21 protein-coding genes are annotated in these 23,219 nt (G+C 46.4%); 9 read left to right on the top strand and 12 right to left on the bottom strand.

Translation table 11 applies throughout. The features are described from left to right. Positions 1-53: 53 nt before the first annotated feature. From KOD92_RS22495 to KOD92_RS22485, 3 genes are all read left to right on the top strand, one after another. Positions 54-428 (top strand): BlaI/MecI/CopY family transcriptional regulator, encoded by a 375-nt coding sequence (locus tag KOD92_RS22495; RefSeq protein ID WP_215235853.1) that lies wholly within the window; start codon positions 54-56, stop codon positions 426-428. Between the two features lie 35 nt (positions 429-463). After that, the gene (locus KOD92_RS22490) at positions 464-1,912 is read left to right on the top strand and encodes a TlpA family protein disulfide reductase (RefSeq protein ID WP_215235852.1); all 1,449 of its coding nucleotides are present in this window, start codon (positions 464-466) and stop codon (positions 1,910-1,912) included. Positions 1,913-2,015: 103 nt separating this feature from the next. After that, positions 2,016-2,450 carry a PepSY-like domain-containing protein gene (locus tag KOD92_RS22485; RefSeq protein WP_215235851.1) on the top strand — a complete coding sequence of 145 codons (435 nt, stop codon included), beginning with the start codon at positions 2,016-2,018 and terminating at the stop codon, positions 2,448-2,450. Between the two features lie 76 nt (positions 2,451-2,526). Here the strand turns inward: KOD92_RS22485 and KOD92_RS22480 are convergent, their stop codons facing one another. After that, entirely contained in the window at positions 2,527-2,862 is a 336-nt protein-coding gene (locus KOD92_RS22480) for a HigA family addiction module antitoxin (RefSeq protein ID WP_215235850.1), read from the bottom strand. 11 nt (positions 2,863-2,873) lie between these two features. Then, positions 2,874-3,152 carry a type II toxin-antitoxin system RelE/ParE family toxin gene (locus KOD92_RS22475; protein ID WP_215235849.1) on the bottom strand — a complete coding sequence of 93 codons (279 nt, stop codon included), beginning with the start codon at positions 3,150-3,152 and terminating at the stop codon, positions 2,874-2,876. Between the two features lie 110 nt (positions 3,153-3,262). Here KOD92_RS22475 and hemF point away from each other — a divergent pair, with 110 nt between their 5' ends. Next, on the top strand, positions 3,263-4,177 hold the full coding sequence (gene hemF, locus KOD92_RS22470) for an oxygen-dependent coproporphyrinogen oxidase (protein WP_215235848.1): 915 nt from the start codon (positions 3,263-3,265) through the stop codon (positions 4,175-4,177). Positions 4,178-4,359: 182 nt separating this feature from the next. Here the strand turns inward: hemF and KOD92_RS22465 are convergent, their stop codons facing one another. After that, positions 4,360-5,442, bottom strand: coding sequence for an o-succinylbenzoate synthase (locus KOD92_RS22465; RefSeq protein WP_215235847.1), 1,083 nt, complete (start codon positions 5,440-5,442; stop codon positions 4,360-4,362). A 69-nt stretch (positions 5,443-5,511) separates the two neighbouring features. On the opposite strand from KOD92_RS22465, the gene lpxK reads away from it, so the two are divergent. From lpxK to KOD92_RS22450, 3 genes are read left to right on the top strand one after another with little or no spacing between them, the layout of a single operon-like run. Further along, a complete protein-coding gene (lpxK, locus tag KOD92_RS22460; RefSeq protein ID WP_215235846.1) occupies positions 5,512-6,570 on the top strand; it encodes a tetraacyldisaccharide 4'-kinase in 1,059 nt (352 codons plus the stop codon). A gap of 8 nt (positions 6,571-6,578) precedes the next feature. Beyond that, a complete protein-coding gene (locus KOD92_RS22455; RefSeq protein WP_215235845.1) occupies positions 6,579-8,570 on the top strand; it encodes a putative porin in 1,992 nt (663 codons plus the stop codon). A 21-nt stretch (positions 8,571-8,591) separates the two neighbouring features. After that, positions 8,592-11,498 carry a PD-(D/E)XK nuclease family protein gene (locus tag KOD92_RS22450; RefSeq protein ID WP_215235844.1) on the top strand — a complete coding sequence of 969 codons (2,907 nt, stop codon included), beginning with the start codon at positions 8,592-8,594 and terminating at the stop codon, positions 11,496-11,498. A gap of 59 nt (positions 11,499-11,557) precedes the next feature. Here the strand turns inward: KOD92_RS22450 and KOD92_RS22445 are convergent, their stop codons facing one another. From KOD92_RS22445 to KOD92_RS22425, 5 genes are all read right to left on the bottom strand, one after another. Next, complete coding sequence (locus KOD92_RS22445) at positions 11,558-12,034, bottom strand: hypothetical protein (RefSeq protein ID WP_215235843.1); 477 nt, start codon at positions 12,032-12,034, stop codon at positions 11,558-11,560. A 135-nt stretch (positions 12,035-12,169) separates the two neighbouring features. Beyond that, complete coding sequence (locus KOD92_RS22440; RefSeq protein ID WP_215235842.1) at positions 12,170-13,123, bottom strand: threonine ammonia-lyase; 954 nt, start codon at positions 13,121-13,123, stop codon at positions 12,170-12,172. Positions 13,124-13,199: 76 nt separating this feature from the next. Beyond that, the gene (locus KOD92_RS22435; RefSeq protein ID WP_215235841.1) at positions 13,200-14,087 is read right to left on the bottom strand and encodes an OmpA family protein; all 888 of its coding nucleotides are present in this window, start codon (positions 14,085-14,087) and stop codon (positions 13,200-13,202) included. Positions 14,088-14,285: 198 nt separating this feature from the next. Next, a complete protein-coding gene (locus KOD92_RS22430) occupies positions 14,286-15,026 on the bottom strand; it encodes a GLPGLI family protein (protein WP_215235840.1) in 741 nt (246 codons plus the stop codon). Positions 15,027-15,049: 23 nt separating this feature from the next. After that, positions 15,050-17,890: an outer membrane beta-barrel family protein gene (locus KOD92_RS22425; RefSeq protein ID WP_310589451.1), complete on the bottom strand. Its 2,841-nt coding sequence runs from the start codon at positions 17,888-17,890 to the stop codon at positions 15,050-15,052. A 273-nt stretch (positions 17,891-18,163) separates the two neighbouring features. Here KOD92_RS22425 and KOD92_RS22420 point away from each other — a divergent pair, with 273 nt between their 5' ends. Beyond that, positions 18,164-18,673, top strand: coding sequence for a metallophosphoesterase family protein (locus tag KOD92_RS22420; protein WP_215235839.1), 510 nt, complete (start codon positions 18,164-18,166; stop codon positions 18,671-18,673). Between the two features lie 3 nt (positions 18,674-18,676). Here the strand turns inward: KOD92_RS22420 and KOD92_RS22415 are convergent, their stop codons facing one another. The 3 genes from KOD92_RS22415 to KOD92_RS22405 are packed head-to-tail and all read right to left on the bottom strand — an operon-like array spanning position 18,677 to position 20,718. Then, on the bottom strand, positions 18,677-19,903 hold the full coding sequence (locus KOD92_RS22415; protein WP_215235838.1) for a M20/M25/M40 family metallo-hydrolase: 1,227 nt from the start codon (positions 19,901-19,903) through the stop codon (positions 18,677-18,679). A gap of 30 nt (positions 19,904-19,933) precedes the next feature. Next, positions 19,934-20,245 (bottom strand): MerR family transcriptional regulator, encoded by a 312-nt coding sequence (locus tag KOD92_RS22410; RefSeq protein ID WP_215235837.1) that lies wholly within the window; start codon positions 20,243-20,245, stop codon positions 19,934-19,936. Positions 20,246-20,289: 44 nt separating this feature from the next. Then, positions 20,290-20,718 (bottom strand): SRPBCC family protein, encoded by a 429-nt coding sequence (locus KOD92_RS22405; RefSeq protein ID WP_215235836.1) that lies wholly within the window; start codon positions 20,716-20,718, stop codon positions 20,290-20,292. Positions 20,719-20,767: 49 nt separating this feature from the next. Here KOD92_RS22405 and KOD92_RS22400 point away from each other — a divergent pair, with 49 nt between their 5' ends. Beyond that, a complete protein-coding gene (locus tag KOD92_RS22400) occupies positions 20,768-22,045 on the top strand; it encodes an acyltransferase family protein (protein WP_229254804.1) in 1,278 nt (425 codons plus the stop codon). Here the strand turns inward: KOD92_RS22400 and KOD92_RS22395 are convergent, their stop codons facing one another. Then, positions 22,046-23,179 (bottom strand): carboxylesterase family protein, encoded by a 1,134-nt coding sequence (locus KOD92_RS22395; RefSeq protein WP_215235835.1) that lies wholly within the window; start codon positions 23,177-23,179, stop codon positions 22,046-22,048. Positions 23,180-23,219 lie beyond the last annotated feature (40 nt).

Below are 23,219 nucleotides of genomic sequence, written 5' to 3'. Positions count from 1 at the left end.
AAAATCCTATATTGATCTACATTTGTAGAGTACACATTACAAATGTAGATCAAATGAGCCTGAGTAAAGCCGAAGAGCAAATTATGGAACAGATCTGGCAGCATGAAAACGTGTTTTTGAAGGATCTGATCGAAGCGCTGCCAGATCCCAAACCAGCTTCCACGACCGTGATCACCCTGCTTAAAAGAATGCAGGACAAGGGTTTCGTCGCCTACAACCTGTATGGAAACTCGCGGCGATATTATGCGCTGGTTGCCAAGACGGATTATTTTTCAACGCACCTGAATGCTTTGATCCGCAATTTTTTCAATAACTCAGCTGCACAGTTCGGCTCTTTTTTTACGAGGGATACCAATCTCACTGCCAGAGATTTGGAAGAATTGAGGAAAATAATTGACACAGAAATCTTGAAGAAGAAAGGTGAATAATTAATCTGTTCCAACCCTGTTAAATCCCTGTTACGATGAAAAGGTTACTACTCCTCTTTTCCCTGCACCTGTTTTCCTGTTCACAAAATGCTGAAAAGGAAGACAAAAAGAAGCCAGCTGAACCGGCAGTTCGTAATGCGCCGAAGGATAGTGTGATTACCCTTGAAATTGACGCCAAACGAGGCGACCAATTCTTTTTCGGATATACCGATCCTCTGTTCAATTTCAATATGATGGAAACGCCGGAGAAACTGAAAACCGATTCTGTTTTTAAAGAGACTATTATTTCATCCAGCCCCATTTTACTGAAAGATATTCACTGGAAAGCACAGAATTATATTTATCTGATTCCTGGAGAAAAGTATCGGATTACCAAAGATTCACTGATCTCAAATTTCGAAATAGCCGGCAATGCAAAACGGACTTATGAACTGAATGCATTCAAAGAATTAAAAAAGTACGCGGCTAAACAGAAGAGACTTAGTGAGTTTGATTTTACAGACCAGGCGAGATACCAGAAGTTCGCGAAGCTGGATTTTCAATCCAGAGATTCCGTTTTGAAAAGTGAATATGAAGACAATGTACAGTTTTTGGAAAAGTATGCGTCTAAAAACGATTTCAGCATTCACCAAAATAAGATGTTAGAAAGAAACCTGTATTATCAACACAAGATATCACAGTTTGCTTTTAACAAAAAATCACCTTCTCAAGTAAGTGCGTACCTGTCAGATAATAAGGCATTGCACGACGAGTTATTGCCTCTGATGAGCTGTGACAGCTGTTTTTTTGATCCAGAATTCCCTTATCTCACGAAGGTTTTTGCCAAATATTACGTAGCCGATCCTGACAAAGTCGGGCCGGAAAAAGCTTATGCTATTTACAGCAATACATTCAAAGGAAAGACGCGTGATTACCTTTTATATAACCTGATCAAGCTGGGTGGAATGTTCAATGAAACTAAACCCAATCCGGCACTCGCAAAACGTTTTCAAAATGACGCGCAGAATCCTTTATTAAAAGAATATATTAAAGAAATGTATGATTTTCTGGAAACAAAGAAGTCGGCGACGGGCTATCTGGTGAATGCGGGCGGGGATAATATTTCCTGGAAAGAGTTAATTAAAAACCATCGTAATAAAGTGGTTTATGTGGATTTCTGGGCAAGCTGGTGCGGGCCTTGTCGGGCAGAAGCGCCGGCAGCGAAGTCGCTTAAAAAGAGATTTGCAGGAAAAGATGTGGTGTTTGTAAATATCTCCATGGATGAAAATAGTGCTGCCTGGAAAAAGGCTTCAAAAAAAGATGGTATCGATACGCCCAACAATTTCATACTGATCCAGCCTTCTAAATCAGACCTGAAAAAGCAATATCGGATTTCCAGCATTCCACGCTATTTCCTGATTGACAAATCGGGAAAGATCGTCGATTCTAACGCACCAAGACCTTCTGACGATAAACTTGTTTCGGAAATTGAAAGGCTTTTGTAAGACAGTGTGATAAAAATCCAGGAAAAAGAATGGGGCGCGTGGGGGTATGATGTTTTTGAGTTGTCGGGAGAGAAAGCAATGTTTTATTTAATTGACAAGAATCATGAAAGCACTCCCGATTTACTTTGTAATGATACTACTGGCGGTTACTGGCTGTGACAATGAAAAAGTGGTAAACGAAACCAATTTGCCTGCACAAGCTACTGAATTCATCGAAGCCCATTTCCCCGATGCCGGTATTGCCCGCGTAGTACGCGACCGCGACGATCTGCTGACGAGCTACGATGTGATTTTGGATAACCAGGTCGAACTGGAATTTGACCGGCAGGGCGAATGTTACAGCGTCGACGCGCCGGGTAACGAACGAATCCCCGACAGCGTAGTGCCGCTGAAAGTACTTGAATACGTGCAGGATAATTACCCCGATGAAGTTATCACTGAGTGGGAAAAGAGCAAAACAACCCAGGAAGTAAAACTTTCCAACCGCAAAGAGCTGGTATTCAACCTGAGCGGAACATTTTTAAGGATTGATGATTGATCGTGATTGAAATAGCGCGAATGCAAAAAGCGGAGATAGCTCCGCTTTTTTTGTTTTAGACCTTAAACACTTGCCGCTACACGCTGCGAGCGCTGCCAGACTTTGCAGCAGTCCAGAAATGCGTGATGCTGTAATTTTTCTCCTTATTTTCTGCTTGTCTCAAATCATAATTTTGCTGCATGTTTAGCCACAATTGCGGCGTAGTATTGAATGCTTCTGCAAGGCGCAGTGCCATATCAGGCGTTACTGCATGATGTCCGTTAACCAGTTGTGAAAGCGTTTTACGAGTCACACCAAGACCCTTCGCAGCGTCTGTTATCGTCAGTTCCAATGGTTCAAGATAAAGATCTTTGAGTACCTGGCCGGGATGCACCGGCATCTTCATCGGCCCTTTTACGTTATTCTCACTCATACTTCCCCTATTTAATGATAGTCCAGATAATCCACATCAGTTACGTCTTTTCCTTCAAACCGGAAAATAATACGATAGTTAGCATTGACCTTAACAGACCAGAATTCTTTTAGTTCGCCCAAAAGCTTGTGCAGCCCCGATCCTGGAAAATCCATATCCTCGGCAATGTTGGCAGCGTCGAGCAATGTCAAAATCAGCCCAATTTTACTCAATTGGGACGCTGGCAATTTCGAACTGTCCCCTTTCTGATAGAACAGTCTGAGAGGTTTGCTGACAATGCTTCTGATCATTCGCAAATGTAACACGTTACGTAACGCGTGTCAACCCAATCCTTCTAATGCAATACTGTCAGGCAGTTTAGTTTTCTGTTACTTTTGTGCCTTGATATTGTAAGTATATTATGAAAGTTGAAGAGATAGAGTCTTTTTTTAGGGAGTTACAGGATAGTATTTGTAATGCATTGGAGACCACCGACGGTGCTGCGAAGTTTCAGGAGGATTTGTGGGAACACCATTCCGGGGGCGGCGGCAGAACGCGGCTGATTCAAAATGGCAATGTGATCGAAAAGGGCGGCGTTAATTTTTCGAGTGTTAAAGGCGAGGTACATCCCCGGTTGCGACAGCAAATGGACCTGCATCCCGGCGACGATTACCATTTTACGGCCACCGGCGTTTCGATCGTCATGCACCCGCATAATCCCAACGTCCCGATCATTCACATGAATGTGCGCTATTTTGAGCTGAGCAACGGTACGTGCTGGTTTGGCGGCGGCATCGATCTTACGCCACATTATGTAGTGGAAGCAGATGCGCGGCATTTTCACCAAAGCATTAAAAACGCTTGCGACAAGCATCACCCGTCATTTTATCCCGAATTCAAAAACTGGGCGGACGATTATTTTTATATCCCGCACAGGTCAGAAACGCGGGGAATTGGTGGTATTTTCTTTGATTATCTCAAACCAAATGAGGAAGGAAAAGGGCAAAATCTTTCCAAAGAAACACTTTTCGCATTTGTAAAAGAAGTAGGAGAAACGTTTGCGCCGGTGTATACTTCTTTCATGCAAAAGCACCGGAACGACCCATTTACGGAACAACAAAAACAGTGGCAATACCTCCGCCGCGGCCGTTATGTGGAGTTCAATCTGGTCTGGGACCGAGGTACCAAGTTTGGTTTGGAAACCAACGGACGCACGGAATCGATATTGATGAGCTTGCCACCACAGGCCAACTGGGAATATAACTTTACGCCGGAAAGTGGCTCGGCTGAGGCAGAAACGCTGAGTTATTTGAAGAAAGGGATTGATTGGGTTTGACGTTGAGCCTTACCCCCCAACCCCCTAAAAGGGGGCTTAAAGGTTCACCCCCAACCCCCTAAAAAGGGGCTTAAAGTAAAATTCGTCCTTTTTTTGAAAGCCCCCTCCCAGGGGGTTGGGGGTAATCGAGCCAAAACGCCCCTAACCATCGCCCCCCTCCCAGGGGGTTGGGGGTAATCCGATTATAACGCCGGCAATTCCCAGCCCTTCTCCACATTATAATACAGATATCCCTCGCGCACTTCCAGCGGCGATTCGAAGTTATTTACATACAACTGGCCGGTGCCTAAACCTTGTGGGAGCGGGTTGTTGAAGGCAGCTGTGTATTGCGCAATTGCGTTAAGTCCGATATTGGATTCAAGGGCGGAAGTAATCCACCAGCCGATTTGCAAACGGTTCGCGATCTCAATCCACTCGCTCGTGTGCCGGAAACCGCCAAGTAATGTAGGTTTGAGAATGATAAACGGCGGATTCAGTTTTTTAAGCAGCGCAAACTTTTCACGGTAATCGAATACCCCTATCAGCTCTTCATCAAGTGCGACGGGGACCGGTGAATTTTGGCATAATGTGGCCATTAATGTATGCTGGCCAGCTTTAATAGGCTGTTCGATAGAATGCAGGTCAAAAGCTGAAAGTACGGCTAATTTTTGCTCCACATCTTCCGGCTTAAATGCGCCGTTTGCATCGACGCGCAATGTGATCTGGTCTTTATGGTAGCGACTGCGGACGGATTCGAGAATGCGGCATTCCTTGTCAAAATCGATCGCACCTACTTTCATTTTCAGTGTTGTAAAACCCTGCGAAAGTTTCTCTTCTACCTGCGCGAACATATCGTCGAACGATCCCATCCAAATCAGCCCATTCATCAGCACGCCCGTTTTACCTTCGGCAAAGTCATTTTTGAAAGGCTTCCGCTTGCCTCCTTTCATGATATCGAGTAGAGCGCTTTCTACGCCAAACCGAATGGAAGGTAAATGCTGCGGCACTACCTGGTCGAGGATAATGCCTAGATTAAATGGAAAAACGTCGAGGTCGAGGCTGTTGAAAAGGTCGCAGACATCAATAAGCTGCGTTTCGAAGTCGGGCAGATCGTCGACACTCAGACCCGGAAGCGGGCCGCATTCACCATAACCGGTCAACCCAGGCTGCTCTGAATCTGCAACTTGCAGTATCCAGGAAGTTTTTTGTGTAAGTATCCCCCGCGAGGTACCCGCTTCTTTACGAAAATGAAGCGTACAGGGTTTGTACACAATTTTTAAAGGCATGGGAACGTGGTGTCAGGTATTTAAAAGGGGCACAATATTAGACAAAAAATATGTAATTATGCAGCCTATATGAAAGATCGTCCGTGGTTAAAAACAGCATTGAGCCCGTTCTCGCGCGTATATGGGTGGGTTACGGACCTGCGAAACCAGCTTTACGATCGCGGCTCATTTTCTTCTCGAAAAGCGTCACAGATCGTTGTTTCTATTGGCAATATTACGGTGGGCGGAACGGGCAAAACACCTGTAACTGAGTACCTCGCGAACCTGCTTTCTGCCCGGAACCCTATTGCAATTTTAAGTCGTGGGTATGGTCGGAAAACGAAAGGTTTTTTGCTGGCCGACGATAATTCCACTGCCGAAACCATCGGGGACGAACCGTTACAATTCTATAATAAATTCAAAAACAAGCCGGTTACCGTTGTAGTAAGTGAAGATCGCGCTGTGGGTGCGGCCCGACTGGCTGAAATAAGACCCGAAGCCCGGATCATCCTGCTCGACGATGCATTTCAGCACCGGGCGATCCGGCGGGATATCAATATTTTACTGAGTGATTTCAATCGGCCATTTTACAAAGACCTTCCCTTTCCTGCCGGCAGGTTGCGGGAAAACCGAAACGGTGCGAAGCGGGCCGATGCAGTAATTGTAACGAAATGTCCGCACGAGCCCGACGCGCTGATTCGGAAACAGATCACGGAGCAGATCAATAAATATACCTCCGAAAACGTACCGGTATTTTTCTCAAAAACCGATTATGCCGAACCTTTGACCTACGCTGGCTCGCCTGTGAAGTTAAAGAATGTTAAAATAGCCGCCGGAATTGCAGATCCACGCCCCTTCATCAGATATGTTGACACCCACTTTCACGTTTTAGATCAGATGCTTTTCCCTGATCACTATAATTACAAGGCGACAGACGTGGAAGAGCTGATTAAGTACTTAAAAAACGGTACTTTTGTATTAACAACTGAAAAGGATATGGTCAAATTAAAGCCGTTGGTAGCGCAGTCCGGACATATTGACCGATTTGCCTATATTCCCGTAACAGTCCATTTTGGCAGCGATACCGACCGTTTCAATGCCTGGTTCGGTTTGCGCATTGAGGCACTTCAAAATACCGCAGCACGATAGTTTCCTCTATGAGAATTGTTTTTTACGCCACACTGTGGATTATAACAGGTTTTTTATTTGCACCACTGGCAAACGCCCAGGTAAGGATGCCCGGAGGTATGCAAATGCCTGGCGGAGGCGGAGGCACCGGTTCACGGACTGGCGGCGGTGGAGCACAGGGCGGCGGGCAGATCCTGGACGATAGTACCAAGAATGTCTACGGCCCGCACACAACCCTGCATTACTTTGAAAATGATATCCTTAATAACCGCGATTCGGTGCGTTACCGGGTAGATACCGGTTTGACGAATTTCCATCGGTGGCTTCCGATGGACAAAGCCTGGGGCAAGCTGGCGGACCTGGGAAATGCAGTTACTGCGACCAGAAACTTACTTTATCAGCCCCGGGAAGATATCGGGCAGCAACTCGGCTTTCGAGCGTACGACGCTTACGCGATCAAGCAGGAAGAAGTTAAATACATCGATACCCGCTCCCAGCATACCGAGCTGGACTTCCTTTCAGGGGGACGCAAAACTTCGATGGGTACCTTCGTTTACACGCAAAATGTGCATTCCCGCTTCAATTTCGGGATTCGCGGCCAGCGGTTTACCTCCAATAAGCAATATGGTTTTGCGAATACGATCAACTCCGAAGCATTGCTGGGTCAGAACTGGACTCTGCTTTTACACACCAGCTTTTTTTCCAAAAACAAAAAATACCTGATCCTGGCGCATTACCGGCACATGAACCAGAAAGTGCGCGAGCAAGGCGGTATTATTCCCAATGTGATTGAGGGTGTTGAACAAAAGTATTCTTACGACGGGGCTGCCAAGATCAGCGACGATGCCAACTCCTGGGAGCGGCGGCACGTCTTCCATTTGTACCAGCAATACAGGCTCGCAAACGGATTCCAGCTTTTTCAGCAGGCCGATTTCCAAAGTACGATCAACCGGTTTACGGACCTGGACCTGGAACGCGGACTGCAAAGAGGCATTTATCCCCGTTTCAGATTCGATTCGACCCAGACGCGGCAGGATATTTATTACAAACTCCTGGACAACAAGGTTGGAATTAAAGGCTATTATTCGGGTTTCAACTACCGTGCTTACATTCGCCAGCGGTTTTACGGAATGCGGGGCGCGAGCCAGCTCGGCAACGATGTGGGTGACATTTACACTTCTTACCGAACCGGTTTAAGATTTGATAATATCATCGGCGCCTGGGCTGGTTACTATTTGAAAGATTCTGCTAACTACCTTACCGCCGAAGCTGATCTTAACCTGGCCAAAAATGTGGAGTACCGGCTTAAAGGTGAGCTCAATACGAAGTGGGGAAAAGCAGGTTTTCAGAGTATCCAAACCGCGCCCGACCTGTTGGTAGAGCGGTACCTGAGTAATCATTTTGAATGGCGAAATAACTTTGACCCTACAAAAGTGCAGACGATCTATGCGTCGCTTCCGCTCAAAACCAAGAAAATCCAGTTTGTGCCCGAAATACAGATCCACCAGATCAACGATTTCATCTACTACGACACCTCCGCCGCGCCGCGCCAGCTCAATGCAGGTTTTCGACTGCTCAGGGTGGGCTTCAATTCCGGTATTCACCTCAACCGCTGGAATTTTACGGCGATGAGTTACCTTACTTTGAATGATAATAAGGATGTACTGCGCGTCCCGACGGTTTTTGCGAGCGGCGAGGCTACATTTGATTTTGTGTATGCCAAAGTACTTTTCATTCAGCTTGGTCTGTCGGCGCGATACCGTTCTTCCTATCTGGCCGATGCTTATATGCCTGTTACACAACAGTTTCACTTACAAAATACCGACCGGCTCGATCAGAATGTTGTGGTGGACGTTTTTGCGAATGTCCGCATTAAAAGGGTTCGTTTGTTTTTCAAAATGGCATATCTCAACCAGGGAGGCAATTTTAACCTTTTCCCGGAAGGATATTTTGTAACACCCGAATACCTCGGTCTGGCCCGCGCATTTTCTTTCGGGATCAACTGGCCGCTTTTCGACTAAGCCGCTCTTATCCAATATTTTATGCAGTCCTTTCTCAATTCCGTTGCAAAACGAATATTAGCCAATCATTCTTCGCTGGAAAGGGTTCAGATCGTTGTACCGACGCGGCGGGCGGCGTTTTTTCTAATGCAGGAGCTGGCGATCGAAACCACTGAGCCGATGATGAGCCCGTCTGTGATCGCGGTTGATGATTTTGTGGAAAGTATGTGTACGCTGGAAATTGAAGATCCGGTGCACTTGCTTTTTGATCTGTATGAAACCTTCCGCGAGATCGATCCCGAGGTGCAGTTTGAGCGGTTTATGGGCTGGGCGGCTGTTTTGCTGAATGATCTTGATAAAATTGATCAGTACCTCGTAAAAACGGACTATTTATTCGACTATTTATCGGAAGCCCAGGCGATTGAAAGGTGGCAGCAAAATTTACCCGAAGGCAGATCGCTGCAAAGTGAAGGCGGGCATAAGCAGTATTTTTCTCTTTTTCAAAATATAAAAACCCTGTACAGACTGTTTCGCGAAAAACTGGAACAGAAAGGAAAAGCGTACCGCGGCATGGCGTACCGGCAACTGGCGGAAGATGTTGAGGAGCTATTACTGCAACGGGCTGATTACGAGCGGATTTATTTCGCAGGTTTTAATGCATTCACCGAGTCGGAGCGGGTGATTGTTACTACGCTGGTAAAAGCAGAAAAAGCAGAAGTTTTCTGGGACAGCGACCGGTATTATATGTCCGAGAATAAAAATGTGGAAGCGGGTAAAAGTTTGCGGGACTACCAGAAAAGCGGCGCATTCGGCCCGTGGAACTGGATTAGCGACGATCTGCTTTCGAGCTCCAAACACATTACGGTGTACGGCGTACCCAACGCGACTTTGCAAACAAAAGTAGCAGGGCAGCTTTACCAGATCATAAAAGCATCCCCCGAAGCCGCGCAGGTCCCGACGGCAATTGTGCTTGCAGACGAGAATTTGCTGATGCCGATGCTCTATTCACTCGACGAAAATGTGCTCGACCTCAATGTGACAATGGGCCTTTCCATGCGGAATTCGCTGTTATATACATTAATCGACAGCATTTTCGACCTGCAACAGAATGTAGTTGAGTTTAAAAGCAAGGCTGGCAAAATGATCAGGATCCCGAAGTTCGGGCATAAGTCGATCGATAAGGTACTGAACCACCCGTTTATCCGGCATTATGAATATGTGGCTCTAAAACCTTCTGACAGCGGCCAGACGATCATTCAAAAGACATTATACGAGATCACGAACGGTAACCAGGTTTTTCTCGACTCGGATCAGCTGCTGATGCTGGGCGAAAATCACCCGCTTTTCCGGGTACTGTTCACGCGTTGGGAAAAGAACAAACCGAATCAGGTTTTGCAGACCTTTTACCAGTTGATCGAGTTGCTGCGAGATGTTTATAAAGATTACAAAAACGCGCTGGAAACCGAGTATCTCTACCTTTTTTATACGCTGCTCAAACAATTTGAACAAACTATTGACGAAAAAACCGAGCTGATCACACTGCGGACGCTGCGTTCATTTATGTTTGAACTGATCCGGCAAACGCGCATTCCTTTCAGCGGGGAGCCGGTTAGCAATTTGCAGATCATGGGAATGCTGGAAACACGGGCGCTGGATTTTGAAAGCATTATCATCTTATCGCTCAATGAAGGCACATTACCCCAGGCAAAACGCCAAAATTCACTGATCCCATTCGACGCGGCGCAGGCGGTGGGGTTACCGACGCATTTGCACCAGGAAGCGGTGATGTCGTACCATTTTTACCGTTTGCTGCAACGCGCGAGCGAGGTGCATTTGCTTTATACGAGTACAAGTAATGCGCCCGGCGGCGGCGAGAAAAGCAGGTTTATCCAACAACTGGAATTTGAGCTGGCCAAATACAATCCGAAGATCAGTATCGAACATAAGCGGGTCGTTTTTGACGGACAACAACAGCAGGAACTTGAAGAATCTGTAAGGAAAGATGAAGCCTTGCTTCTGGCAATTCGTGGGTATCTGGCGAATAAAGGCATTTATCCGACACATTTAAATGAATTCATCCGTTGTCCGATGCAGTTTTATCTCAAACATATTGTGGGGGTAAAAGAGAAGGAAGAAGTGGAGGAAGAGCTGGGAATGGATAAGATCGGGACGTGGCTGCACGCGGCGCTGGAACGTCTGGATCTCGAATTTTTCCTGAATATTATCGACCCTTCCGAGGAACAGATCAAGACCGCGCTCAAAGAAGAGTTTGACCGGCTTTTCAGAGGATATGTGACTGACCTCGGTCTGAACAGGATCTATTATCAGATCGGCGAGCAGCAGATCCTGGTGTTTCTCAAACATCAGATGCAGCTCAGGCCGCGCCGGAGAATACTGGCGGCAGAGCAAAAGATCAGTACGAAGATCGAGCTCGTTTTGCAGGGAACTTACACGCCCGTGCGCCTTGGCGGGAAAATAGACCGCATCGAACTTGACGAGCAGGATCAGATGCTATTTGTGATGGATTACAAAACGGGCAGCGTGGAGGTAGCGGGAAAGCAAAAACTCGCGGACCCCGAGCGCCGGGAAGAAGTTTTAAAAACAGATCCGGATCGAAAAATGGGCTATGTACGCCAGCTGTGGATGTACGAATACCTGATGTACCGGAAAATGCTCGATGAAAACGGTTTGAAGTTGGGAGATACTACTTACAACTTCGGCGATTTTGCGGTAAAATCAGGATTTTACTCATTCCGCGATCCCAAAAACCAGGTCTCCAACCCAATGGAGCTGACGGATGAACTGGCGCCGGGAGATTTTATCCGGAAGTCGGAGGAGATATTGGCTGATATATTGAATGTAATGCTCGATCCCGATATTCCTTTCCGCAAAACGGACGATCTGACGATCTGCACTTATTGCGATTTTACAGGCATTTGCGGGAGATAAAAATCAAAAGGGGCGGTTGATATGTCAGCCGCCCCTTTTGATAATATTTCTTTCTTTACTTACTTCTTCTTGAATTCGAGGTACTCTTCGATTGCATTGTTGGTACTCGCGTCAGTCAGTTTCAAGGTAATATTGATCTGCGGAATTCCGTCCTTATTGATCACTCTTGTACCTGTTCCCTGAACTTTCTGTCTGAGCTGCTTTCCATTGCTTTGCTCCACATCCACAGTTTCGTCCAGCTCGATCATATCTTTGCTGGTCGTTTTTACATTGATCAGCTTGTAGGTTTGCAGCAATGATATCGTGCTTCCGGCAGCCGAAACCTCAGTGTCTTTTGTGAAAACGATATTCAGCTGGTTCTTTGCATTTTGAGTAACAACCCAGTTAAAATCTGTCCTTGACGGTGGTATTACTGTTGTTGTAGCATAGACTCCGGCAAAATCAGGAGCGAAATCGGTCTCCGGCTCCACATTCTCCTTTTTGTCTTTGCAAGCGCCCATTAAAACGACCAGGCAACAAAAAATCAGCTTTTTCATACTTCAATGTTTGGTGTAAATAGTTACCAGTTTGTTGGTTCGATAAATATAATTATTTTCTCTATAACGGTGTTTAAGCCCGATCCGCATACTATTCTTTATGAAAATTCCGCTTTTCTTCGATTCTACTGATTATCAGAATGGCAGTTTCCCTAAATCGACATTACCACCGGTCAGTATCACGCCGATCTTCTTCCCTGTAAAGGCTTCTTTGTTTCTGATAATAGCCGCAAGCGAAACAGCTCCCGAAGGCTCGACAACGATTTTCATCCTTTCCCAGAGATAGCGCATTGCGGCGATTATCTCCTCGTCCGACACGAGCAGAACGTCTGTCACGTGGTCCTTGATGATCGGAAACGTCTTGTCTCCCAGGTAGGTCAGCAACCCGTCGGCGATCGTCTTCACGTAAGGTGCTTTTTCAATTTTATCACTCCTGAAAGACAATACCGCATCGGCCGCTCCTTCCGGCTCGCCTGCATACACTTTCGTTTCCGGCGAAAAGTAGCGCGCCGAAAGTGCGGTACCGCTCAGCAATCCTCCCCCTCCTACCGGCGCCACGATCACATCAAGATGCGCTTTTACGTCCTCGATCAGCTCTTTGGTGGCAGTTGCCTGGCCCGCGATCACTTCATAATTATTGAAAGGATGAATAAAGGTAGCGCCCGTTTTTTCAGTAATCTGATCCACCGTTTCCTGCCGGGCTTCCGGCGTATTGACGCAAAACGTAATTTCCGCACCATATTCCTCCACCGCCCTGATCTTGACCAGCGGAGAGTTTTCAGGCATTACAATATAAGCTTTGGCGCCAACCTTTGCCGCTGCAAATGCGATCGCCTGCGCGTGGTTACCGGAAGAATGCGTGGTAACCCCGTTTTTCAGTTGCTCAGGCGACAATGATAAGATCGCATTCAGTCCGCCCCGCGCTTTGAATGCGCCTATCTTTTGCAGATTCTCGCATTTGAAAAAAAGCTCCGCACCGCAGAGCCGGTTAAAGAACTGCGAGGTCATGACCGGCGTGCGATGGATCCAGGGAGCCACCAGTTGGTGCGCCGCTTCAATGGTTTCTCTGGTAGGTACAGTTTCTGACATTGGATAATCGGGATTGGAGTGAATAAAAAAAGCCCGCGGGACTAATCCTGCGGGCTCCTGAATATCTGCAATAATCTTATTTACCCGCGTTAGGTGTGTAAAGATTAAAGAATTGATCCAATTTAGGAGTAATGATGATCTCGGTACGACGGTTCAGGCTGCGGTTAGGAGCAGAATCGTTTGCCACTTTGGGTAAATATTCGCCACGGCCACCTGCAATCATACGAACCGGCTCAACACCGTATTTCTTTTGAAGTGTACGAGCAACCGAAGTAGCGCGCAAAACGCTCAAATCCCAGTTATCAGACACTTTATCTGTCGCGATAGGTACATTATCCGTGTGACCTTCGATCAGGATCTCGATTTCTTTGTAATCGTTCAGGATCTTGGCTACTTTGCTCAACACGCTCTCAGCCTGAGTATTGATCACGGAGCTTCCTGAGCGGAAAAGCATTTTGTCCGATAGAGACACGTAAACTACGCCTTTCTTCACTTCGATCTGAACATCTTCGTCGCTTACGTCAGCCAGTGAACGTTTCAGGTTGAGTACCAGCGCCATATTCAAAGAATCTTTCTTTTGAATGCTTGAATTGAGGTCTCTGATCTGAGTTCCCTGCGCATCCATCATAGCAAGCGATTTCTTAATGCTTTCAGAACCTTCCTTGCTGATCACTGAAAGATCAGACATACGGTCAAGCAGGTTATTATTGTTCTTTTTCAAGAATTCAACTTGTTCTTCCAGCTCTTTCAATTTGGCGTTTTTGCTGGTCAACTCGTCATTTTTAGCCTTCAAATCATTATTCAAACCAGCAGTTCTGCTGTCACAATCATTCAGGTCAGCTCTCGCTTTGTCTAATTGAATTTGAATTTCATTAGCCTGTTTTTGCGCTGTAAGTAGCTTTTTCTTACTGGCGCATGAGCCAAGTACGAAGAGCATAGCAACTGCTAAAAGCGTATTTTTCATAGGGAACAAGGGTTGTTAAAAAAAATTAAACACTGTTAAGTAAAACATGGTACAACTACACTGACAACAAAAATATCGAGCCAGAAAACCCTGGGATGCGTTTTCAAAGCGCAAAGGTACGTAAAAAGGGGAAATTGTGATTTACAATTTCCCCTTTTTGGAAGCTCCTTAGCAAATATTAACAATTCTAAGCTCACTCTAATACCTCACAGCCCAGTACGGGTTCCGGCGTGATTTGATGCTGTCGCGGAAGTGGGTCGTCATCATCTTTTCGTACTCCGTCGTCGTGATCTTTTTGCCTTTGATCTTCTTCGGCAATGCAAGGAGTTCGGTTACCGGTTTTTTCTCCACCTTAATAGCGGTCAGCAGCATTTCGCCGTCGTTTACATCCACTTCCAGGATCATACCCGGCAAGCCGTAGTAACGTTCCGGGCCGCTCCCGTAAGCCAGGTCGTTGGCAAACCAGGCTTCAATTTTCTGACCTTTTATAGAATCCTCCGAAACTGCCATCATACACATATACCCGCCGATTTCCTTGATCTTATTCATTACTTTCCATTTTGGCGCAATCAGTGTGTCCTCTATCAGCAGCATTTTTCCGGCAAACTCTTCGAGCTCCATTTTCCTCGCTTTATCAAAATCGCGGAAAACAAGGTATTCACTTTTCCGGCCCCGGTAACCGCCGTCGGCTTCCTCTTCCAGTTCCACATATTTACTTTGACCCGGGCTTGCAACAAGTTGACCTTTGCTCTTCCAGCCTTCATCGTTCACGCCCCAGGAATTTTTCATCCTGCTTTTTTCCTCTTCCGACAGGAATGTAAGCTTTTCATACACTTTCGACCAGAAGAATGTCCGCTCGTAGGTAACAACCAAGCCGTCTGACTGGGCCAATGCGGGCAAGCCGGCGATCACCAGGAACAGGGCAAATAATTTTTTCATAACTCCTAATAATTGATTGTTGATTAATATCCGAAACCTTTCCGGCGAACCGAATGCGCTACCCCGCGCATATTGTAGGTAAAGCTCAGCATAAAGTATCTCGCCAATGTGCGTACCTGCTCCTGGGAAACAAAGTTCTGGTAAGCTGACTGCGATATCCCGCGGTTTTTGTTGAAAAGGTCAAATGCTGATAGTCTGATTTCCCCTTTTTTGCTTTTCAGCATGGTTTTGAATACTGACACGTTCAGGATCGGCATTTTCTGGTCAAAACCGAAACGGTTGTTTACGTAAGAATTATATGAAAAGCGACTATTAAAGTAAATATCCTTAGGCAGCTTAACATTCATTTCCGCACCATAATTGGTATTGATGATCTTCTGGTTTTGCCCCGAGCTGATCGAATATTTGGTATCAGTGATATTCCAGTTTGCATTGGTGTAAACCGTAAACTTGTCGCTCGGTGTGAAATCCAGTCGCGCGCCCCAGTTGTAACCGTTGTTTTTCGTCTCGTTCAGCTCGCCGTTGATATTCGTCAGGTTGTTGCCCCGGTTGTAGGAAGCATTGATATTGAAATTGCTCTTCGTTTTCACGATCGGGAAACCATAGTTACCGTACAAATTGAAGTTTTTACCGCCACTGATATTTTCCGCCATCGTGGTAGTAACCAGATTTTCAGATACCCGCTGACTATAAATCACCTGATTGTCATAGTAGTTATAATAAGCCCCGAAGAACATCTGGATGAAGCTGCCCGGATTGAAATAGTTGTATCCCAGATTCACAGAGTGGTTCACAGTAGGTACCAGACTCGGATTACCTACCCGGATATACAGCGGATTACTGTTATCGACGATCGGTTGCAGGTCGCGGATATTAGGCTCCTGAACGGACACATTATAGCCACCGTACAGATATCTGTTTTGTTTCAGGTCAAAATTCAGGGAAACGTTCGGCACGAAATTGAAGAACTTCCTGTCGATATTGGTACGGACTGCGTCGTTCTGATCCACTGAGAACTTACCGTCAAGGTGAATCTGCTGTGCGCCGACTCCCGCCGCTATATTCAAACCATTATGCGAGTACCTGACCGAAGTTCCGAGGCGGTTATAAGTTGAGATATTGCGGTAATAGCGGCTCAGATTCGTGTTCCTGACCGACCCGCTCTCATTGATATCAAATACATCCCGGTCCACATCGTCACTTTTCAGGCTGTAATTATAGAATGTCTCCACAACAAACTTCTTCGCAAAAGGCTCAATAAACAGCACACTCCCCTTGATCTGGTTCCGCAAACTCTTGGTATAGTTGGTTTGATTGATATTCAATATGCTGTCCGGCGTCGTCTCCGAAGTTCTGAAAAACCGGTTGGTCGATTTCTGGTCGATCGTACCTTCCGAATTATTCACATTGTACGCCACACTGGCTGCGAAGTTCCTTCCTTTTTTCTTGAACTTGTGACGGAAAATAGCAGTATTGCCCAGAGCAAAAGAATTGAAATCAGAAAAATTGCGCTGGTCGCTGGTATTCGAAAGCTGCGTTGTATCCTGAGCCCCGCGGAAGAATTCCTGGTGACTGAAATAGTCGGCAGTACCACTTCCAATGCGCATATTAGACAAAACAATCAGCGTATTCAGCGAATCGATCGTTTTTTCAAACCGCAAGCTACCTCTGTGATTCTCATTGAAGTTCAACCTTCCGTTAGTATCCACCTTCGTGAATGCCGAATTGGTCAGGAAGTTCGTTTGCCGCGCAGTAGCGTCCAGATCCTGCGTCGTTTGGTTATAATAGTAGCTGGTGTTGAATTTGGTTTTCTTGGTGTCAAAATTGTAGTTCGCGCCGCCTGCCCAGTTCTTGTTAAAACCCCGGTTTTGCGCTCCCCTACCTGCCTGGATCGTCAAACTTTCATCGTCATCACCACCAAACGAGATATACCTGACTCCCCCGCCAAACCCGAAATCCCCGTCGTCGCCCCAGTTGAAAGACTGGCTTCCTTTGAAGTCCTGGTAATCGTCCCACGACATGCCGCCCTGGTTGGTATTATTTCCAAGACCAATTACCGAGAACTGATTTTTCTCATTAAACCGGTTGTAGTTGATCTTTCCCTCCACGCGTTTATCGGTACCTGCGGCAAGCGTCGCTTTTCCGAAACCGCCTTTTTTGTGACTATCCTTTAATTGCAGGTTCAGCGTTTTCTCGTGTTTACCATCGTCTACGCCGGTTATCCTGGATTGTTCTGTCTTTTCATTAAATACCTGCACTTTGGAAATCGCTTCTGCTGGTAAATTTTTCGTTGCAGCCTTGGTATCGTCTCCAAAAAACCGCTTACCGTCTACCGTTACACGTTTAACCGTTTCTCCCTGCGCTTTGATCGTCCCGTCTTGGTCTACCTGCAAGCCTGGGAGCCGCCGGATCAGGTCCTCGACCGACGCACCTGGCTGTACTTTAAATGCTTTTGGGTCATATTCAATCGTATCTCCCCGAATACTCAGCGGCGCGCGAAATGCCTTGATCACCACATCATACAGCACCTGGTCCATAAATGTCATCTTGATCTTGCCCAGATCCGTAACATCATCGTCTTTCGGTTTAACAGCTTCCTGGTAAGGAAGATACCCCACATAAGTGATCTTGATGAGGTAGTTGGCCCGCTTCACATTTTTGAATTCGAAAGTTCCGTCCTTAGCTGTCCGCGCAAAGTTGACAAGCGTCGAATCTTTGGGAGTAAGCAGCATCACCGTTGATTCCGGAAGCGGGACACCGGCAGTATCGACCGTGCTTCCTTTCAATGTAAATCGTCCCGAGGTCTGCGCGTGCGCAACCGACATTGTGAGACATAAAATGGCCAGGAGTAAGATTTTTTTCAAGGCGTGGCTAAGGTTTGGTAAGAAGGTTTGTAACTGACGAATTACATTTCTACAATAATATACAAAGGATAAACACTTTACAACTACAAATTTAGTTTTAGTGAAAATTTATACAGAAATAAGATAAATTTAACTTTAATTAAGTTTTGCCTAACAATATCTGTAAAATATTTATATATAAGTTACTTAAACTTAACAAAAATTTCACAAAACATTCCGGGAAGGATTTTCAATGGCCATATTTGCAATTCTATTCAGTATTAAACAGGAAAAATGAAGCGTATCGGCTTGCTATCGGACACACACGGTTATCTGGACGAAAGGATTTTCAGTCATTTCTCCAATTGTGACGAAGTGTGGCACGCGGGGGATATTGGCTCGGTGGAGATTATTGAAAAGCTGGAAGCATTCAAGCCGACCAGGATGGTATTCGGGAATATTGATAATAGTGAAATTCAGATCCGCACCACGGAGCACCAGCATTTCGAACTCGAAGGATTTCGAATCTGGATCACGCACATTGGCGGCGCGCCACCTAGATATAACCCAATCGTGATGCCAACATTGAAATCGACACTGCCCGACATTTTCATTTGCGGCCACTCACATATTCTGCGCGTTATCCGCGACCCGAAGCTGAACAATATGCTTTACATTAATCCCGGCGCGGCGGGAAAAGAAGGTTTTCACAAGATCCGCACGGTATTGCGCTTCAATATGCATGACGGGCTGATCAGCCAGATGGAGGCGATTGAACTTGGGAAACGGGGAGCTATTAACTGAGGTTTAAAAAGTAATTTTCACCTTTTTGGTTTCTTTGCCGCGTATAAACTCTGCATCTACCTGCTGGCCTTTTTCGTGTTTGCTCAGGATTTCCATGTAATCATAAATAGTGCCGATTTCCTCGCCAGCCAGTTTCATAATCACATCTCCAGGTAATATGCCCGCTTTTTCAGCAGGGCGAGCCTTAGAAACTGCGTCGATCCTAAGACCTTTTCCAGAATAACTATAATCCGGCATCACCCCAAGCGTCACCTTGAAATTGCTGGTCGTCTCCCCTGCATGCGGGTTGCCGGCAGCTACGAACTCGGGTTCACCGGTTTCATTGTCGAGCTTAGTGAGCAGGCCGGCGATGAGTGACAGGATCCTGGCTTCTCCTTCGTAGTTGATCTTGTCAGGATCGTCTGAAATCTTATGATAGTCGCCATGCGCGCCCGTAAAAAACTGCACAACCGGGATATTTTTGAGATAAAAGGAAGTATGGTCCGAAGCGCCGACACCTGATGAATCGACTGTATATTTCAAATTCTGCTTTTTTGCAAGATCCGGGATCAGCTTTCCCCACACGGGACTCGTCCCCCACCCTGAGACGATCATACCTTTCGTTTCATCCAGCCGCCCGATCATATCCATATTGATCATCGCGGACATAGAAGCCAGTGGAATAGTGGGTTTTTCGGTAAAATGTTTCGAACCGATCAGCCCCAGCTCTTCGCCTGAAAAAGCTATAAAAAGATAGTTATGTTTCTCCTTAACATTGTTTTCGGCAAAGTACTTCGCCAGTTCCATTACGCCCGTGGTTCCCGACGCATTATCGTCAGCTCCATTATGGATCATATTTTTGCTGTCCGGCGAAAGCGAGCTGCCCTGGAAACCTTTCCCAAGGTGGTCATAATGCGCGCCGATCACAATGGTTTTAGCCGCGCCATTATCCAGCAACGCTACCACATTCCGGCCAGTCATTAAATGCGCTTTTCCCTCGATCGCAAAGGAAACTTCAAAAGGCTGAAAATAGCTGTCGCCGGTCCCCGCAGGTTTCAATCCCAAACTTTTGAAATGATCTGCTATATAATTGGCCGCCCGGATCTCGCCCAGGCTGGCAGTACCCCTACCTTCCAGATCATCGGAAGCCAGGAAGGTAATATGCCGACGAAGTGACGCCGTTTCGAAAGTCTGCGCTGCGGCCCCGAAAGAGATAAGAGCACTGAATGCAAGACAAAACAGGTGTTTCATTTAATATCTTTAAAAGGAATAAATTGAAGGCTACAAATTGTCTTTCAGCTCCACCAGAAACTTCCGTACACGCATTAATCGCTGGATCATCAGTTCAGATTCTTCTTTTCTCCGCAGCTGCTCGCGGGTACCTTTGATGGTGCGCCCCTGCTTTTCGCGTTGGTGCATGATCTTTTTGATGATCTCAATATCCCTTTCGGTATACCTTCGTCTGTTCCTGGCGTCCCTTTTGGGGTCCAGCTGAGGAAATTTCTTTTCCCAGAAACGGAGCGTCGGCGCTTCCACTTTAAGCAGTTCCGCTACCTCATTGATGTCGTAATAAAGCTTTGCCTTTGGTTCCATGGTATTCTTAAGCGAGTCTTACAAAGATAATTACCGCTCTACCATTACATCCTGTTTTGGGCTAAACTTTTGATCTTTTCCAGTGCTGCGCCTGCAAATTCGAGCGAGCTGTCGTAGTAGTTCTTACCTTCGGGCAATGCGGAAAAATCTCCGATTTGTAGTGACAAACGTGTTCCGTTGTATTCAATCGAAAGCTGATAAGTATACGCGATATCATAGGAAGCCGGGGGAAGCTCCCATTTGAATGCATAAAGTTTCATCGCCAGTCTCTCGTGCGGTTCGCATTCTGTTACTGTCAGGCGCGTAGAACCGGTCCATTCAATCACCCGGCCGACTTCCAGGTAGTAATCGCCAAAATCCTGCGGCAGATCGTCCCATTGCCTGATATACTTGGGGGCGATGAGCACTTCCCAAACTTTGGAAACGGGCGCTTCAATCAGTATTTCCTGCTTTACGATCAGTTGTTCGTTCATGTATCCGAAATTATAGGCTTAGTTAACTTCGCAGGGTAAAAATTATGCCGTGCGCAGCCTTGCGTTTATTTTCTCAACAAAATGTCTGCGTTTCAAAAGAAATTACTCCATTTTTGGCGCACAATATACGCGCAAGCCGGCAGGAACTGAAAATGATAATTTCCATTTAAATATGATCGAAGCGCCAACACTGCCCCGTAACGATTCCAAGATTGACAGCATTCAGATACTCAGGGCGATCGCAGCGCTCATAGTCACGGTTTTTCATTCTAAAGACGTTTTCTCGAAAGGTGAGCCTTTCAAACAGGAAGTCGATTTTTTGTTCAGTTCAGGCCCGGCCGGTGTGGCTTTGTTCTTTGTGATCAGCGGGTTTATTATGGTTTACATTACCCGCAATATGCGGTCGTCGCCGCTGGCGATTTACCAGTTTATGGTAAAAAGGTTTGTCCGGATCTGGCCGACCTACGCGATTATGACGCTCTGGTTTTACTATATCCACCACGGATTTTCGGCCGATAGCAGATTCATGAAAGACCTGATCATGAGCCTGCTATTCATCCCGCTCACTCACACCGACCCGCCATTTTATGGTAATGCGACACTTTCTGTCGGGTGGAGTCTTAACTACGAGATCTATTTCTATTTGCTAATCGCTGTCTCGCTGTTCTTTGCAAGATACCGGTGGCCGGTTTTCTTTTTACTAATTCTGATCACGCTCGTCGTTATTCCGGTTACCGCAGGCTATTTTACCTTTAAGCCGGATCAGTCTCCCGACTTTGGTTCAGGTTACCTGAATATGATCACTAACCCGATTATATGGAATTTTGTCTACGGCGTAATCATCGGGCTCCTTTACATTAACCCCGTCACGCACGCATTTTTCACTTCCCTGTTTTCAAGAAAAGGACTTACTTCTGCGGTGGTACTGCTGGTGATCTGGCAATATTTATCTGGGTTCTTTGGCGGGCTGGGTCCATTCCAGTGGGGTTTCGGCGCATTTGCATTGTTCTTCGCGATCATTTTCCATGAATCCGGCACCCGGTTGCATTTCCCCGCCTGGCTGGTACGGACAGGCGATATGTCGTTTTCCATTTACCTGATCCACATGCCGGTTTTGGTAATTATCCCTATATTCTTTGCCAAACTCGGCTACCCTGTTTTTGGATCGGGCACAGCTATGCTATTCCTGTCGCTTTCAGTCACGCTCACGCTTTCGCAATTATCTTATCATTATTTAGAGCTGAGATTTTCTAATTTTCTCAAATCACTTTTCCCAATGATGGAAAGTAGAAAAAAGCGTGAAAAGGCGCAGGAAGCCCGGGCCTGATCATTTTATCTCAATATCCTCTACCGTTTTGAAGTTTTCATTTACGATCTGGTGCCGGTTGCCAGCCCAGAGCCGCTTCATGAATTGCGCGTAACGGTTCGTTACATATTCTTCGGTATAGCTAAGGTGGTGGCCTTGTTCAGGCTGATAGTTCAGTTCAAATGCAACCTTCAATCGTCTGAGCTGATCCGAAACAGGCTTGGCGCCTTCGGAGCTGAGATAAAATGGGCAGGAAAGGAAAGTACCTTTCTGGTAAGGCAGCACATTATCCCCTGTTCTTTGGAAAAACACAGTCGGCTTGGCATTTGCCGCAGTAATGTAGCTGCTCTTGAAAACACCGTAACCCATATAAGAAAGCAGAGCGCGTACCCTGTAAGGCGCGCCTTTCGGGTTAGGATCAAGTGGCCCGAGGGTTTTGACTATCCCGGGAAGCAATGCTTCAAAATCGGCTTCACGCATATATAGCAATGCAGATATTGTAATAGCACCTGCGCTGCTGCCAGCCAGTATCATCTGCGCCGGATCAATATTCAGCTCGTCGGCTTTGCCGGCAAAATAGTGGAGTGCCGCGTAGGTATCCTGCACAGCGCGGTACACAGCCTGCACAATTTCCCTATTGTTGCCGCCACAGGCGTTTTGCTCGCTCCCGCCATTAAATCCCAAACGATAATTGATAGAAGCCGCCGCATAACCTTTTCTGGCGAGCCACGTCGCTTTGCCCATTTCGTTGTCCAGCGTACCAAACAGAAATGCACCTTCATGTACCATTAATACAAAAGGCTTGCGCTGCATCGTGTCCTTCGTTGCATAAATGAAGCTGTAATCCAGCGTGACTGGCCTGCCTATAAAATCGTTCGCTTTATAATAAACGCCGGTTTTTTTTACCAGGTCAGCCTCTGTGAAAATGTTGATTGTGCCGAAGCGGTTTGATAATGCAAAAGCAGAATCCCGGTCAACGACCGGGAGTGTATCTACGATCATTGTATCAGGATCGGTCACAACGGAGGTATCAATGCCGGTAGTATCCTCCCCTCCCGGCTCCGGCAGCGGACGCACCACCGACGGTCCGCCGCAGTTGGTACACAGCCAGACGATCATGGTAAAGGCACTCCAGAAGTATATTTTTCTCAGCATTGGCCTCAGAACGCTTTACCGTCTTTGTTTTGTAGAGCCG

This window comes from Dyadobacter linearis, assembly GCF_907165045.1.
In the GTDB taxonomy this organism is placed as follows: Bacteria; Bacteroidota; Bacteroidia; order Cytophagales; family Spirosomataceae; genus Dyadobacter; species Dyadobacter linearis.
Note: the sequence above shows the minus strand (reverse complement) of the source record. Positions and strands in the feature narration are given on the sequence as shown.

What these genes read in the sequence shown, in the direction of transcription:
- KOD92_RS22495 (WP_215235853.1), top strand. Translation starts at nt 54, where the DNA reads ATGAGCCTGAGTAAAGCCGAAGAGCAAATTATGGAACAGATCTGGCAG.
- KOD92_RS22490 (WP_215235852.1), top strand. Translation starts at nt 464, where the DNA reads ATGAAAAGGTTACTACTCCTCTTTTCCCTGCACCTGTTTTCCTGTTCA.
- KOD92_RS22485 (WP_215235851.1), top strand. Translation starts at nt 2,016, where the DNA reads ATGAAAGCACTCCCGATTTACTTTGTAATGATACTACTGGCGGTTACT.
- KOD92_RS22480 (WP_215235850.1), bottom strand. Translation starts at nt 2,862, where the DNA reads ATGAGTGAGAATAACGTAAAAGGGCCGATGAAGATGCCGGTGCATCCC.
- KOD92_RS22475 (WP_215235849.1), bottom strand. Translation starts at nt 3,152, where the DNA reads ATGATCAGAAGCATTGTCAGCAAACCTCTCAGACTGTTCTATCAGAAA.
- hemF (WP_215235848.1), top strand. Translation starts at nt 3,263, where the DNA reads ATGAAAGTTGAAGAGATAGAGTCTTTTTTTAGGGAGTTACAGGATAGT.
- KOD92_RS22465 (WP_215235847.1), bottom strand. Translation starts at nt 5,442, where the DNA reads ATGCCTTTAAAAATTGTGTACAAACCCTGTACGCTTCATTTTCGTAAA.
- lpxK (WP_215235846.1), top strand. Translation starts at nt 5,512, where the DNA reads ATGAAAGATCGTCCGTGGTTAAAAACAGCATTGAGCCCGTTCTCGCGC.
- KOD92_RS22455 (WP_215235845.1), top strand. Translation starts at nt 6,579, where the DNA reads ATGAGAATTGTTTTTTACGCCACACTGTGGATTATAACAGGTTTTTTA.
- KOD92_RS22450 (WP_215235844.1), top strand. Translation starts at nt 8,592, where the DNA reads ATGCAGTCCTTTCTCAATTCCGTTGCAAAACGAATATTAGCCAATCAT.
- KOD92_RS22445 (WP_215235843.1), bottom strand. Translation starts at nt 12,034, where the DNA reads ATGAAAAAGCTGATTTTTTGTTGCCTGGTCGTTTTAATGGGCGCTTGC.
- KOD92_RS22440 (WP_215235842.1), bottom strand. Translation starts at nt 13,123, where the DNA reads ATGTCAGAAACTGTACCTACCAGAGAAACCATTGAAGCGGCGCACCAA.
- KOD92_RS22435 (WP_215235841.1), bottom strand. Translation starts at nt 14,087, where the DNA reads ATGAAAAATACGCTTTTAGCAGTTGCTATGCTCTTCGTACTTGGCTCA.
- KOD92_RS22430 (WP_215235840.1), bottom strand. Translation starts at nt 15,026, where the DNA reads ATGAAAAAATTATTTGCCCTGTTCCTGGTGATCGCCGGCTTGCCCGCA.
- KOD92_RS22420 (WP_215235839.1), top strand. Translation starts at nt 18,164, where the DNA reads ATGAAGCGTATCGGCTTGCTATCGGACACACACGGTTATCTGGACGAA.
- KOD92_RS22415 (WP_215235838.1), bottom strand. Translation starts at nt 19,903, where the DNA reads ATGAAACACCTGTTTTGTCTTGCATTCAGTGCTCTTATCTCTTTCGGG.
- KOD92_RS22410 (WP_215235837.1), bottom strand. Translation starts at nt 20,245, where the DNA reads ATGGAACCAAAGGCAAAGCTTTATTACGACATCAATGAGGTAGCGGAA.
- KOD92_RS22405 (WP_215235836.1), bottom strand. Translation starts at nt 20,718, where the DNA reads ATGAACGAACAACTGATCGTAAAGCAGGAAATACTGATTGAAGCGCCC.
- KOD92_RS22395 (WP_215235835.1), bottom strand. Translation starts at nt 23,179, where the DNA reads ATGCTGAGAAAAATATACTTCTGGAGTGCCTTTACCATGATCGTCTGG.